The following is a 14013-nucleotide window of genomic DNA, read 5'->3' on the forward strand; positions in this document are numbered from 1 at the left end:
CCCTCCCAGGGAGATGGGTGAGGTGTGCCGCCCGGGAAGTCGTCGACGGTGAACCCGCTAGCAGCGCCTGCCGCGGTTGATGCAGTTCACGACGAAGGACATCAGCCGGTCGGGCATGACGTTGGCGAAGTCGGCATGGTCGGTGACCGGGTTGTGCAGCTGCTCGGGAAAGGCGTCGAGCGCGTAGGACGGGCCCTGGGGCACGCTGTAGGTGAGGATCATCCGCAGCTGCGGCACGGCTCTCGTGCCCTGCGGGCAGCCGCCGCCCTGGCCGGGGAAGACCACGTGGGTCCTGTGGTTGGCGCTGTCGGTGTTCTGCCCGTCCCAGCAGCTGGGGAAGTCGAGCACCCTGACCACGAGGCTGCCGCGCGGGCACAGCGGGTACTTGGTGGTGATGCGGTTGGTGAAACCGGTGCACGTCCACGCGGCGCGCGCGTTGGCGCCGCCGTTCGTGGCCGCCTTGGCGTCACCGGTGATCAGCCTGAGGAAGCGGGGCATGGCGCTGACCCTGCTCGCCGCGTTGCCGCGGAACTGCATGATCGCCTGGCGGGGGCGCAGCACCTGGCCGACGTTGCCGTCGGGGTCGTTGAGATTGACGTCGACCTTCCTGTTCCTGAGCACGGGCCAGAAGTAGGTGGATCTGTCGTCGAACCTGCACGTGGTGCCCGCCGCGGCCAGCGACTGGTCGGTGGAGAAGCCGTCGGTGGACACGTTGCCCACGTAGTCGTGCAGGTGGTGGGCGCCGTTCGAGACCCCGGGGGCGACGATGAAGTTGTCGGGGTTGTTGTGGCGGTTGCCGTTCGTGCCGCACTGGGAGACGAACGTGCCCCTCGAGCCCGACCTGAGAGTGGACAGGAGGTTGCCGCCCGGCTGGACGTCGCGGATGTTGACGAAGTCGGTCACGAACGGGCCCAGGTCGGCGCAGTCCTCCCCACCATCGGAAGGGGTGGGGGAGGGGGTGGGGCGACCTCGTCGTGCGTTCTGCGGTTGCTCGGACTCGGTGGGCTGGGCCTCGGGCGGGTCCTGGTTCCGGGGGTCCTGTTGGCTCTGCTGGTCGTCCGGGTTCTGGGGATCGCGCTGGTCCTGCCGGTCTGTCGGGTCCTGCTGGTCGCGCGGATCCTGCGGGTTCTGTGAGTTCTGTGGGTTCTGCGGGGCCTGCTGGTTGCCGGGGTCCTGCGGGTTTCGCGGATCCTGTCCTGTACGGCGGTCGCCGTTCCCTGCCACGGTCGGCGACGGGGTGGGGTCGACCGGGCTGAGCGCGCCGCCTGTCTGCCCTTGGCCCTGGTCACCGTTCTGCCCCTGCCCCTGGTCCTGGCCCTCTCCCTGATCCTGGCCCTGCCCTTGGCGCTGGTTCTGCCCCTGCTGGTTCTGGCCCTGCTGGTTCTGTTCGGGGTGCCCTGCGGGGTCGCAGTGGTCGGCGAAGGCGGGGATGGCGGGTATGACGGCCGCGGACACCATGCCGCCGGCCACCAGGGCCAGCGACGACATGGCCGCGGCCAACCGTCTGGATGCGATCACTGGTTCTCTCTCCTTGAATCGGCCGCCGCGATGGCGACGGGAGCGGGCGAAGGCGTGGGAGGCTCAGGGAGCGCGTCGTAGTCGACCAGCCCCGTGCTCTCCAGCAGCGTCATGTGCTTGAGCACGAACGCGTTGGCCGTCGTGGCGAACTTCCTGATCTCGTCGTTCCTGGTGCCGGCCCTGACCAGGGCGATCACGCTGAAGACCTTGCCGTGGGCGGCCCGCAGCAGGTTCGCGAAGTCCTTGTCGTAGGCGGCGCCGGTCTTGGTGGACAGCTGGGCCATCCAGCGCTGCTGGTCGGCCGTCGGCTGGCTGGGCAGCACCACGCCGAGGCGTGAGGCGACCGCGATGACCTCCTTGTCGAGCTTCTGGTGGTCCTCGACCAGGTGCTTGCCGACGTCCTTGACGCGCGCGCTGAGCGCCCGTTGCTGGGCCTGCTGCCCGGTGGGGATCTCCCAGAGGCCGGCCTGCCGTACCTTGATCAGCAGATCCTGGTCGGACGTGGTCGGCGCCACCGGCGAGGTGAGGGCGGCGGGCCCCGGCATGACCAGCAGCACCGTGACCACGGCCGCCATGGCGAAGCCCCCCAGCAGGAGCAGCTCTCCGGTGGCGGGCATGCGGCGTAGAAGCCTGTGCATGGTCGGAGGTACGCGCTTCCGACGGAGCAGGTTCACGGCAAGTGTCGAGATAGTCAGAAATGACTGGAGTTATCGGAGTGACTACCGAGGCGATAACGAAGGTGTAAAGATGTGCCCCGTGCTAGGTCACCTCGACGACATGGAGCACCGAATACAGGCGCTCTATGAGCAGTTCGGCGGGCCTTTACTCCGCCACGTGCGCAAGACCACAGGGAACGATCTGCAGTGGGCCGAGGACGTCGTGCAGGAGACGATGGTCAGGGCCTGGCGGCACTCCGACCGGCTGCAGTGGGAGCCCGGCCTTGTCTGGGCGTGGCTGCTCACCGTGGCCCGCCGCATCGTGATCGACGGAAGACGCCGCAAGAGCGCCCGGCCGCACGAGGTCGAGCCGCCAGAGGTGGACACCGTCGCCGTTTCCGACGGCTGCGATCGGGCGCTGTCGGCGATCGTGGTCGCCGACGCGCTGCGAAGCCTGTCGCAAGAACACCGCGAAGTCATCGAGCAGACTTATCTAAGGGATCGTACGATTAGTGAAGCGGCGGAGATTCTGGGGATCCCGCCTGGCACGGTCAAGTCAAGGCTCTATTACGGGATCAGGGCTCTGCGGGGGCTGCTGCGGGACAAGGGGGTTGCCGGCTGATGCATCCGGAGGTGGCTGCCTACGTGCTCGGAGTCCTCGATGAGGCTGATCTTCAGGAGTTCGAGCGCCACCTCGACTCGTGTGAGCGGTGTCAGACCGAGCTGAGGGAACTGCGAGATGTTCCCGATCTGCTCGACAACCTCAAGCTCCAGACCTCGGCGTCGGAGGATGACGACCCCCCTATACCTATGTCACGTTGACGTCTGTGGGCTTTTCGGGTGATATCGGGTACGTCCGGTCAACGAGGACCGGGCTGTTGGGGGAGGTGCCCGGTGGTGGGGACAGGAGCCATGCCTCCTGACCGGAGTTTCGGCGAGGAGGGCGCACGCCTGTCCTACGGCGGATACCTCCGGCTGCCCGCCCTGCTCGAACAGCAGGAACCCCAGTCCTCCGTTCCCGACGAACTGCTCTTCATCACCGTTCACCAGGTCTACGAGCTGTGGTTCAAGCTGCTGCTCCACGAGTTGGAGGGCGCGAGGGCCGCGATGGTCGCGGGCGAGCTGTGGCAGGCCAGGCATCTGTTCAAACGGGTCCACGCCGTCGAACGCGTCCTCGTCGAGCAGGTGGAGGTCCTGGAGACGATGACGCCCCAGGACTTCCTCGAGTTCCGCTCGAAGCTGGCGCCCGCCAGCGGGTTCCAGTCGGTCCAGTTCCGCGAGCTGGAGTTCCTGTCGGGAGCCAAGGACCCCCGTTATCTCCAGCGGATGCGCAACGCCAGCGCCGCCGAACTCGCCAGACTGCGCAGCAGGCTGGACGAGCCGACGCTGTGGGATGCTTACCTCACCGCCCTCTCCCAGCGCGGCCTCGCCGTCTCCGATGAGGAGATCATGGCCTCGTTGCTGGTCGTGGCGAGGGACCGCAGGACGCACGACGACCTGTGGCAACTGGCCGAGGATCTGCTGACGCACGACGAGACGTGCGCGTTGTGGCGCATGCGTCACGTCCAGATGGTCGAACGGCAGATCGGCACCAAGTCGGGCACCGGTGGCTCGACCGGCGCGCCGTACCTCCGGGAACGCACGCGTCTGTACTACTTCCCCCTGTTGTGGGAACTAAGAGGCTGGTTGTGACCAGCTTCCGATATGGCGACCCCTCACAAAGGAGTGAGAGCGAAATGCCGCTCGACGAGGCCAAGGATGAGCTGCTCCAGAACGCCGCGCAGGTCAGCGCGGCAGGCAGCGGCGACCACGGGAGCCCCGAGGAGGCTCTGGCCTACCTGCGCGTCTACTACCGGCACGTGGCGGCCGACGACCTGCTCGATCGCGACCCGGTCGACGTGTACGGCCCCGCGATGTCGCACCGGCAGCTTGCCGAGGTGCGGCCGCAGGGCAGGGCGGTGGTGAGGGCCTACACGCCCTCCGTCGAAGAGAACGGCTGGGACCCGGGCCATTCCGTCGTCGAGGTGGTCACCGACGACATGCCCTTCCTCGTCGACTCCGTCACGATGGAGCTCGCCAGGCATGACATCGGTACCCATCTCGTCGTGCACCCGCAGCTGCGGGTCCGCCGCGACATGACGGGCCGCGTCCTCACCCAGGGCCAGGAAGACGTCACGGGGATGATGCTGGTCGAGTCCTGGATGCACATCGAGATCGACAGGCAGGCCGATCCCGAGGTGCTCAGGTCGATCGAGGCCGACCTGCTGCGCGTGCTGTCCGACGTGCGGCACGCGGTCGAGGACTTCCGCAAGATGCGGGCGCTGGCCGTGCAGACGGCCGAGGACCTGTCGATGAACCCGCCGCCGCTGGAGCCCGCCGAGGTGGAGGACAGCCTCGACCTGCTGCGCTGGCTCGCCGACGGGCACTTCACCTTCCTCGGCTACAGGGAGTACCGCCTGGAGGAGTCCGACGAGGGCACCGCGCTGCGCTCACTGCCCGGCGCGGCTCTCGGCATCCTGCGCGCCGACAGACCGGGCTCCGAGAGCTTCTCCGCGCTACCCCCGGAGGTGCGCGCCAAGGCCCGCGAGAAGCAGCTGCTGATCATCACGAAGGCCAACTCGCGCGCCACCGTGCACCGGCCCGCCTACCTCGACTACGTCGGGGTCAAGATGTTCTCGCCCGAAGGCGAGGTCATCGGCGAGCGCCGCTTCCTCGGCCTGTTCACCCACGTCGCCTACAACGAGTCGATCTCCAGGATCCCCGTGTTGCGGCGCAAGCTCGCCGAGGTGCTCGACCACGCGGGGCTGACCCCCGAGAGCCATGACGGCAAGGATCTGATCGAGATCCTCGAGACCTACCCGCGTGACGAGCTGTTCCAGACGCCGGTGGACGAGCTGGTGCCGATCGCGCTCGGCGTGCTGCGCCTGCGCGAGCGCAAGCAGGTCAAGCTGTTCCTGCGGCGCGACGACTACGGCCGCTACATCTCGTGCATGGTCTTCCTGCCCCGCGACCGCTACACCACCAAGGTCAGGCTGCGGATGCAGGAGATCCTGCTCAAGGCGCTGGGCGGCAAGTCGCTCGACTACAGCGCCATGATCGGCGAGTCGGCGCTGGCCAGGCTGCACGTCGTCGTCCGCGGCGAGCGCGGGAAGCCGCTGCCGCACGTCGGGGTCGACCTGGAGGAGCTGGAAGCGCGACTCGCCGCGATCACCAGGTCGTGGGAGGACGACCTCGCCGCCGCCATCGGCGAGATGACCACCGAGGAGGAGGCTCCCCAGCTCGTCAGGCGCTACCACTCGGCCTTCCCCGAGGGGTACAAGGCCGACTTCCCGCCCAAGATGGCCGTCGTCGACCTGCGTCGCCTGGAAGAGCTGGACGGCAAGCCGGACGAAGAGATCGGCATCAACCTCTACGAGCCGTACGACGCGGCCGAGGGCGAGCGGCGCCTGAAGATCTACAAGCTCGGCTCGCCGATCTCCCTGTCCCACGTGCTGCCGCTCATCCAGCGGCTCGGCGTGGAGGTGGTCGACGAGCGGCCGTACGAGATCGACCGCGACAACGACCCCGCCACCAAGAACGCCTGGATCTACGACTTCGGGCTGCGCTACACGCCGTCGGAGGACGTCGACCGCAACGCCTTCAAGCGGCTGTTCCAGGACGCGCTGCGCGCCCTGTGGACCGGCGACGTGCAGGCCGACAACTTCAACGCCCTGGTCCTGGCGGGCGGCCTGACCTGGGAGCAGGTCGAGATCCTGCGGGTCTACGCCAAGTACCTGCGCCAGGCGGGCACCACCTTCAGCCAGCGGTACATGGAACGTGTGCTGGTCGGCAACGTACGGCTGTCGCGACTACTGGTGCGGCTGTTCGAGGCCAGACTCGACCCGAAGCGCTCCGACGACGTGCGCGCCGATCTCGCCGAGGCGCTGCACGAGGAGATCCTCGGTGCGCTCGACGAGGTCGCCTCGCTCGACGAGGACAGGATCCTGCGGGCCTACCTGGAGATGATCCAGGCGACGCTGCGGACCAACTACTACCAGGTGGGGCACGACGGGCGGCGTAAGCCGTACATCTCGCTGAAGGTCGACCCGCAGGCGATCAGCGTGCTGCCGCTGCCGCGCCCGCGTTACGAGATCTTCGTCTACTCGCCCAGGGTCGAGGGCGTGCACCTGCGCTTCGGCAAGGTCGCGCGCGGCGGCCTCCGCTGGTCCGACCGCATGGAGGACTTCAGGACCGAGATCCTCGGCCTGGTCAAGGCCCAGATGGTGAAGAACACCGTCATCGTGCCCACAGGGTCGAAGGGCGGCTTCGTCGTCAAGCGCCCGCCCGCCTCGGGCAAGCGCGAAGAGGTCATGGCCGAGGGCATCGCCTGCTACCGGATGTTCATCTCCGGCCTGCTCGACCTCACCGACAACCTGGTCGACGGCAAGGTCGTGCCGCCCGCCGACGTCGTACGGCACGACGGCGACGACCCCTACCTCGTCGTCGCGGCGGACAAGGGCACCGCGACCTTCTCCGACATCGCCAACAGCGTCTCCGCAGAGTACGGCTTCTGGCTGGGCGACGCCTTCGCCTCCGGCGGTTCCATCGGCTACGACCACAAGGCCATGGGCATCACCGCGCGCGGGGCGTGGGAATCGGTGAAGTACCACTTCCGCACGACCGGCGTCGACGTCCAGACCACCGACTTCACCGTGGCCGGCGTGGGCGACATGTCGGGCGACGTCTTCGGCAACGGCATGCTGCTGTCCGAGCACATCCGCCTGGTCGCCGCCTTCGACCACCGCCACATCTTCATCGACCCCGATCCTGACGCCGCGCGCTCCTTCGCCGAGCGGCAGCGCCTGTTCGACCTGCCGCGCAGCTCGTGGGCCGACTACTCCACAGAGCTGATCTCGGCGGGCGGCGGAGTATTCCCGCGCACCGCGAAGTCCATCCAGATCACGCCACAGATGCGGGCGGCGCTCGACCTGCCGTCCGACGTCAACAGCATGCCGCCGAACGACCTCATCAGCGCGGTCCTGCGGGCCCCGGTCGACCTGCTGTGGAACGGCGGCATCGGCACCTACGTGAAGGCCTCGACGGAGTCGAACGCCGACGTCGGCGACAAGGCCAACGACGCGCTGCGCGTCAACGCGGGCGATCTGCGTTGCAAGGTGATCGGCGAGGGCGGCAACCTGGGCTTCACCCAGCTGGCCCGCATCGAGTTCGCCCTGAACGGCGGGCTGGTCAACACCGACTTCATCGACAACTCGGCGGGCGTCGACACCTCCGACCACGAGGTCAACATCAAGATCCTGCTCGACCAGGTCGTCCGTGACGGCGAGCTCACCGACAAGCAGCGCAACCAGGTCTTCACCTCGATGACCGAGGAGGTCGCCGGCCTGGTTCTGCGTGACAACTACGCGCAGAACGTCGTCCTGGCCGCGGCCCGCGCGCAGGCGCCCGAGATGCTCCACGTCCACGCCCGCTACCTGCGCCGCCTGGAGCGCGAAGGGCTGGTCAACAGGGAGCTGGAGTTCCTGCCGTCGGACAAGACCCTCGCCGAACGCCGCCAGGCGGGCATCGGCCTGACCGCGCCCGAGTTCTCCGTGCTGCTGGCCTACACCAAGCTGGTGGCCGACGCCGAACTGCTCGGCACCGACCTGCCCGACGACCCCTACCTGGCGTCGTGGCTGGTGTCGTACTTCCCCTCCGCCCTGCGCGAGCGTTTCCGCACCTACATGGACGCCCACCCGCTGCGCCGCGAGATCATCACCACCTGCGTGGTGAACGAGCTCGTCAACTCGGCGGGCACGACGTTCATGTTCCGCTTCGGCGAGGAGACCGGCGCCTCCACCCAGGACATCGTCCGCGCCTACCTGGTCACCAGGGAGGTCTTCGACCTGGCCAGCTTCCACCGCGGCGTCGAGGAGCTGGACAACAAGGTCGACTCCCGCACCCAGCTGGCGATGCTCCTGGAGTCGCGCAAGCTCACCGAGCGCGGCACCCGCTGGCTGCTCGCCAACAGGCGCCCGCCGCTGGAACTGGCGAGCTCGGTGAACTTCTTCGTCAAGGGCGTCAACGGCCTGCTCACCCACCTGCCCAAGCTCCTCACCGGGCCCGACCTGCTCGCCTACGAGGAGCGCCGCGACAGCTTCGTCGCGAAGGGCGTCCCGTTCGAGCTGGCCGAGAGGGTCGCGGCCATGGTGCCGGCCTACTCCACCTTCGACCTGGTGGAGATCTCCTCGGTGACGGGGCAGCCCGTCAACGAGGTCGCCGAGGTCTACTTCGACCTCGCCGACCGGCTCCAGTTCGCCCGCCTGCGCGAACGCGTCATCGCCCTGCCGCGTGACAACCGGTGGAACTCGATGGCCCGCTCGGCCCTGCGCGACGATCTGTACGCCGCGCACGCCTCCCTCACCCGCGACGTTCTGGCGCACAGCACGCCGGGCTCGTCGCCGGAGGAGCGGCTTGCCAGGTGGACGGAGGTGAACTCGGCGGCGGTCTCCAGGGCGAGGCAGACGCTGTCGGAGATCTGGGAGAGCGACAACTTCGACCTGGCCACCCTGTCGGTCGCGCTGCGGGCGATCCGCACGCTGGTGGCGACGAGCAGCCTGCCGCCGCACGAGTCCTGACGGCATGGATCCGAGCCGGGGCGCTCCGCGTGCCCCGGCTCGGGCCGGCCCGCAGGGGGCGAAAACGGCGCGGTCGTCGACTCGATCGAGCGGGGATCGCCGGCCTCGGTAGCCTGACGGACGTGGACCACATCCTCACCACCGAGCGCCTGGCCCTGCACCCCGTGACCCCACGGGACCACGCCGGGTTGCTCGCCCACTGGACCGCGGGGGACGTACGGAGGTTCCTTTTCGACGGGGCGATCCTGTCTCCCGAAGAGATCACCGAGGCCATCGAGGACAGCACACGGAGCTTCGCCGCCGCCGGGCACGGCCTCTGGCTCATCAGGGAGAAGGGCGGGGACGATCTGATCGGTACGGCGGGGCTCAGGCCGCTGGAGGACCTCGGCCTCGAGGTCTTCTACAGCCTGGCGCCTGCCGCGTGGGGCAGGGGCTACGCCACCGAGGCCGCTCGCGCCGTGGTCGAGCACGCCCTCGGCCCGCTCGGCCTGCCCGAGGTGCTGGCCGAGGTGGACGAGGGCAACGCCGCGTCGGTCGCGGTCGTCGAACGGCTCGGCATGACCGCCTTCGAGTCGGTGCCAGGCCTGCTCGGCCCGATGACGCGCTACCGCAGGAGTCGCTGACCTGGCGGCGGCTCAGGCCGCCGCCGGCGCGGGCCTGAGCACGCGGGCGAAGCGCACCACCCGCTCGGCCTGGGCGCGGGCGACCAGGCGACCGGCGCGGGTGGCCGGCCGTACTGACCGATGAGGGCCTGGAGCGCTGCGCGCGGCCGCCTCGCCGCACGTGCGCAGTGTGCGGGCGAACCTCATCGACGTGCTCACGGCCGACGAGCTCCGGCAGTTGACGTCGATCAGCCAGAAGCTGCTCGATCACCTCGACGCATGAGGGCGCCGGTCAGGTGCCGTTGGCCCTCGTGATCGCGCCGTCGTAGCCGATCACCGTGGCCGCGGCGGCGGGCGGCAGCGCGGCGACGTACTGCTGCGTCTCGTAGATCTTCGTGTCGTGGCTGTAGGAGTCGCGCGCCAGCGCCCATCGGCCGTCGGGCGGGATGGGCAGGAACGGGTTGACGAACACGACGTTGGTCATCGACGTCGTCCTCAGCAGGGAGTACTGGACCAGCGCACCGCCGTCCACGGTCCGCAGCGCGTAGACGGGGAAGTCCGCGGGAGTGAAGATCGAGTCGTAGCGGAACCCGTCGGTCTTGGCGTCCGTCCTGTTGTCGGCGATCGTGGCGGCCGTCTCGGTCGTGTAGATGCCGGGTGCGACGAGGTTGGCCGCGATGCCCGCAGGCCCGCGCTCGGCGATGGTGGCGTGGAGCGGGGCGACGTAGCGCGGGCTGATCTGGACGCTCTTGTCGTCGAGACCGACGGTCTCGGCGTAGCCCGCCGCGTCGCGCTTCACCTCGGGCAGCTTCTCCCCGGGCATCAGGAGCGAGAGCGAGCTCAGCCGCCAGTCGGTGCCCTTGGCGAAGGTGAGGACGGCGGTGCGCCCGTCGCGCGGGACGACGACGGTGAACCACAGCGGCTCGTCGGGGCGCAGCCTCGGCACGAGGAAGGACGGGGCGCCCCAGGCGTAGCGGGCGGGACGGTCGCGGGTGGAGGCGTACTCGGCGTTGGCCAGATCGGTGCGGCCGTCGCGGGTGATCTCCCTTGCCAGCCGCCGGTCGCCGGCGGCGCGCAGCAGGTCGTCGGTGAGGATGTACTCGGAGAAGGCGTTGGCCGCCTCGCTCAGCGACACCCCCGGAGCGGTGGTGGGAGTGGGGGTGACGGACACGGTGGCCGCCACGGGAGAGGGCTGCGGCGCGCCCGAGGCAGAGCAGGCCGTCGCCGCGGCCAGCACGCCGGCGGCGAGAGCCGCCCATCCACGCCGCCCGTATGCACGCACCTCGCCATGTTATGGGGTGCGCGCAGGTCGCGTACCCTTGGTAGACGTGGCAGACATCGATCCGGCAGAAGAGATCAACGCGCTCGCGGGCACGCTGCGGAGCATTCAGGACGTTCTCGACCTCGACTCCATGCGCAAGCAGGTCGAGGAGCTGGAGCAGCAGGTGGCCGCGCCCGATCTGTGGGACGACCCTGAGCAGGCCCAGAAAGTCACCAGCAAGCTGTCCCACCTGCAGGGCGAGCTCAACCGCGTCGAGGCGCTCGGTCGCAGGATCGACGACCTGACCGTCCTGTTCGAGCTGGCCGCCGAGGAGGACGACGCCGACACCAAGGCGGAGGCCGACAAGGAGCTGGCCGCGCTCCGGTCCGACATCGGCGCGATGGAGGTCCGCACGCTGCTCTCGGGCGAGTACGACGCCCGCGAGGCGCTCGTGACGATCAACTCGCAGGCGGGTGGCGTCGACGCGGCCGACTGGGCGGAGATGCTGCTGCGCATGTACCTGCGCTGGGCCGAGCGCAAGGGCTACTCCACGGAGGTCTACGACACCTCCTACGCCGAAGAGGCGGGCATCAAGTCGGCGACGTTCACCATCAAGTCGCCCTACGCCTACGGCACGCTGCGCGGCGAGCACGGCACCCACCGGTTGGTGCGCATCAGCCCCTTCGACAACCAGGGCCGCCGCCAGACCTCGTTCGCCGGCGTCGACATCGTGCCCGTCGTCGAGCAGACCGACCACATCGACATCAACGAGGACGACCTGCGCGTCGACGTCTACCGCTCCAGCGGTCCCGGCGGCCAGGGCGTCAACACCACCGACTCGGCGGTGCGCATCACCCACATCCCGACCGGGATCGTGGTCTCCTGCCAGAACGAGCGCTCCCAGCTGCAGAACCGCGCCTCGGCGATGAACGTGCTGCAGGCCAAGCTTCTGGAGCGCAAGCGGCAGGAGGAGGCGGAGAAGATGTCGGAGCTGCGCGGCGCCTCGACGACCTCCTGGGGCACCCAGATCCGCAACTACGTGCTGCACCCGTACCAGATCGTGAAGGACCTGCGCACGGGTCACGAGGCGGGCAATCCCACGGCGGTGCTCGACGGCGACCTCGACGACTTCATCGAGAGCGAGATCCGCTGGATGCGCCGCCAGGAGAGCGCGGAGTAGCTCCCGTACGGCACGCACGCGAAGGCGCCCCCGTGGTCATCGGCGGGCGCCTCCTGCCGTCACGTCATGCGGTCCCTTCACGCGCTCTGCGGGCATGCGGGAACACATGCGCTCTGCGGGCACGCGGGAACGGCGTGACGGCCTGCCTGCCGTGCGGAGGGGTCAGACCAGGTGCTGGAGCGCGAGCGCGAGGAACAGCAGCGTCAGCAGGGCGATGAGGATCAGCATGGGGGAGATCCCGTGCTGGTGCATCCGCTCACGGTTGGCGCGGCACAGGGCGCAGCGACCCTCGATGACCGGGTGGGCGCACTGGGCGCAGACGAGGTGTTCGCAACTCATGTCACCATCCACTCTAGACGGTTCTCAGGCAACAGAATCGTTTTGTTTCCGTTATGGACGTTCCATGCCAGTCTTCCCCCTAGACTGTCCTGCAGCCAAGCGGAACGTCGATCATCAGTAAAGATGGGCGTCCCCGCTGGCGGGCGGTGGGAAGTGGGCATGTGCCACCCTCATTTCCGTCCCGACCCCTAGACTGGCACGTCGTGATGCGCTCGTGATCCATTTCGATAATGTCACCAAGGTCTACGCGAACCAGAACAGGCCCGCTCTCGACCACGTGTCTGTAGACGTGGACAAGGGCGAGTTCGTGTTCCTCGTCGGTCCCTCGGGATCCGGGAAGTCCACCTTCCTGCGGCTGATCCTCAAGGAGGAGAAGCCCAACTCCGGCGCGATCCACGTCGCCGGCAAGGATCTCGCGAGGCTGTCCAACTTCAAGGTGCCGCACCTGCGCCGCCGTATCGGCTGCGTCTTTCAGGACTTTCGGCTGCTCCCGAACAAGAACGTGTACGAGAACGTGGCGTTCGCGCTCGAGGTCATCGGTAAGCCGAGGCGGTTCATCCGCAAGGTGGTGCCCGAGGTCATCGAGCTGGTCGGTCTCGAGGGCAAGGCGCACCGTATGCCCGACGAGCTGTCCGGCGGCGAGCAGCAGCGAGTCGCGATGGCTCGCGCGTTCGTCAACAGGCCTATGATCCTGCTGGCCGACGAGCCGACGGGAAACATCGACCCCGCCACGAGCATCGGCATCATGAAGGTGCTCGACCGGATCAACAGGACCGGCACCACTGTCGTCATGGCCACGCACGACGCCGCCATCGTCGACTCCATGCGCAAGCGGGTCGTGGAGCTGGAGGACGGCAAGATCGTCCGCGACCAGTCGCGTGGCGTCTACGGCCAGGCGTACTGACAGGAGTTATAGGCAGAACATGCGGGCGAACTTCATCCTCTCCGAGGTCTGGATCGGCCTCCGTCGCAACCTGACCATGACGATCGCGGTGATCGTCACCGTGGCTGTCGCCATGGCCCTGCTGGGCGTCGGGTTGATGATCAACGCCCAGGTCGGCCTGATGAAGACCTACTGGTCCGACAAGGTCGAGGTCTCGGTCTACCTGTGCAAGAAGGACTCTCCCTTCCCCTCCTGCAAGGCGTCGCCGAAGGGCGTGGGTGAGGCCGAGCAGGCGCAGCTGCAGACGCAGCTGCAGGCGGTGCCCAATGTCGAGAAGGTCATCTTCGAGGACCAGAACATGGCCTTCGACAACTTCAAGAAGACGCAGTCGAGCAACTCGATCCTGGCGCAGGTCGTCGACGTCAACGACATGCCGGAGTCGTTCCGCATCAAGCTGAAGGACCCCGACCAGTACGGGCCGGTGATCGCCGCCGCCAAGGGGATGAAGGGCGTCTCCACGGTCATCGACCAGCGGGCACAGCTGGAGAACTTCTTCGGGATGCTGGAGAAGCTCCGCTACGCCGCGCTTGCGGTGGCGCTGATCCTGGTGCTCGCGGCGATCCTGCTCATCGGCAACACGGTGCGGCTCTCGGCGTTCAACCGGCGCAGAGAGACGGGCATCATGCGGCTGGTCGGCGCCTCCAACCTCTACATCCAGCTGCCGTTCGTGATGGAAGGCATGATCGCGGGCCTGGTCGGCGGCGTGGTGGCGGCGGTCATGCTGATCGTGGCGAAGGTCTTCCTGTTCGAGGGGACGACCTCGGCGTTCGCCGCCAACAGCCAGCTCGGATGGAACGACGTGGCTCAGGTCATCACCTTCACGATGATCATCGGCGTGGTGATCTGTGTCCTGGCGTCGTTTGTGACGCTTCGCCGTTACCTGAGGGTCTGACGAACCCG

Annotated in this window: 13 protein-coding genes; 8 read left to right on the plus strand and 5 right to left on the minus strand. The window is 68.2% G+C overall.

Going from position 1 to position 14013, the window contains the following annotated elements; all coding sequences use genetic code 11:
* Positions 1–57: 57 nt before the first annotated feature.
* Positions 58–1518: a DUF1996 domain-containing protein gene (locus AC3EO4_RS05735; protein ID WP_431894122.1), complete on the minus strand. Its 1461-nt coding sequence runs from the start codon at positions 1516–1518 to the stop codon at positions 58–60.
* Entirely contained in the window at positions 1515–2135 is a 621-nt protein-coding gene (locus tag AC3EO4_RS05740) for a DUF4142 domain-containing protein (protein WP_379571336.1), read from the minus strand. The genes AC3EO4_RS05735 and AC3EO4_RS05740 overlap by 4 nt, the downstream gene beginning before the upstream one ends.
* A gap of 160 nt (positions 2136–2295) precedes the next feature.
* Between AC3EO4_RS05740 and AC3EO4_RS05745 the strand changes: the two genes are divergently transcribed.
* The 5 genes from AC3EO4_RS05745 (at position 2296) to AC3EO4_RS05765 (ending at position 9411) form a co-directional block, all read left to right on the plus strand.
* Positions 2296–2796 (plus strand): sigma-70 family RNA polymerase sigma factor, encoded by a 501-nt coding sequence (locus AC3EO4_RS05745; protein WP_488186332.1) that lies wholly within the window; start codon positions 2296–2298, stop codon positions 2794–2796.
* Positions 2796–2996 (plus strand): zf-HC2 domain-containing protein, encoded by a 201-nt coding sequence (locus AC3EO4_RS05750; RefSeq protein WP_379571340.1) that lies wholly within the window; start codon positions 2796–2798, stop codon positions 2994–2996. Before AC3EO4_RS05745 ends, AC3EO4_RS05750 begins: the two co-directional genes overlap by 1 nt.
* A 90-nt stretch (positions 2997–3086) precedes the next feature.
* Positions 3087–3866: a tryptophan 2,3-dioxygenase gene (locus tag AC3EO4_RS05755; protein ID WP_379571342.1), complete on the plus strand. Its 780-nt coding sequence runs from the start codon at positions 3087–3089 to the stop codon at positions 3864–3866.
* 44 nt (positions 3867–3910) lie between these two features.
* The gene (locus AC3EO4_RS05760; protein ID WP_431894125.1) at positions 3911–8788 is read left to right on the plus strand and encodes an NAD-glutamate dehydrogenase; all 4878 of its coding nucleotides are present in this window, start codon (positions 3911–3913) and stop codon (positions 8786–8788) included.
* 122 nt (positions 8789–8910) lie between these two features.
* Complete coding sequence (locus tag AC3EO4_RS05765) at positions 8911–9411, plus strand: GNAT family N-acetyltransferase (RefSeq protein ID WP_431894126.1); 501 nt, start codon at positions 8911–8913, stop codon at positions 9409–9411.
* A gap of 12 nt (positions 9412–9423) precedes the next feature.
* Here the strand turns inward: AC3EO4_RS05765 and AC3EO4_RS05770 are convergent, their stop codons facing one another.
* Positions 9424–9609 carry a hypothetical protein gene (locus AC3EO4_RS05770; RefSeq protein ID WP_431894127.1) on the minus strand — a complete coding sequence of 62 codons (186 nt, stop codon included), beginning with the start codon at positions 9607–9609 and terminating at the stop codon, positions 9424–9426.
* Between the two features lie 73 nt (positions 9610–9682).
* The gene (locus tag AC3EO4_RS05775) at positions 9683–10672 is read right to left on the minus strand and encodes a DUF8094 domain-containing protein (protein ID WP_431894128.1); all 990 of its coding nucleotides are present in this window, start codon (positions 10670–10672) and stop codon (positions 9683–9685) included.
* 46 nt (positions 10673–10718) lie between these two features.
* On the opposite strand from AC3EO4_RS05775, the gene prfB reads away from it, so the two are divergent.
* Positions 10719–11831, plus strand: coding sequence for a peptide chain release factor 2 (gene prfB, locus AC3EO4_RS05780; RefSeq protein WP_379571350.1), 1113 nt, complete (start codon positions 10719–10721; stop codon positions 11829–11831).
* Between the two features lie 162 nt (positions 11832–11993).
* Here the strand turns inward: prfB and AC3EO4_RS05785 are convergent, their stop codons facing one another.
* Complete coding sequence (locus tag AC3EO4_RS05785; RefSeq protein WP_379571352.1) at positions 11994–12170, minus strand: hypothetical protein; 177 nt, start codon at positions 12168–12170, stop codon at positions 11994–11996.
* 214 nt (positions 12171–12384) lie between these two features.
* On the opposite strand from AC3EO4_RS05785, the gene ftsE reads away from it, so the two are divergent.
* Positions 12385–13074 carry a cell division ATP-binding protein FtsE gene (ftsE, locus tag AC3EO4_RS05790; RefSeq protein WP_183649839.1) on the plus strand — a complete coding sequence of 230 codons (690 nt, stop codon included), beginning with the start codon at positions 12385–12387 and terminating at the stop codon, positions 13072–13074.
* A gap of 19 nt (positions 13075–13093) precedes the next feature.
* Positions 13094–14005: a permease-like cell division protein FtsX gene (ftsX, locus tag AC3EO4_RS05795; protein ID WP_379571354.1), complete on the plus strand. Its 912-nt coding sequence runs from the start codon at positions 13094–13096 to the stop codon at positions 14003–14005.
* Positions 14006–14013: the final 8 nt, after the last annotated feature.

Source organism: Nonomuraea sp. bgisy101 (assembly GCF_057708945.1).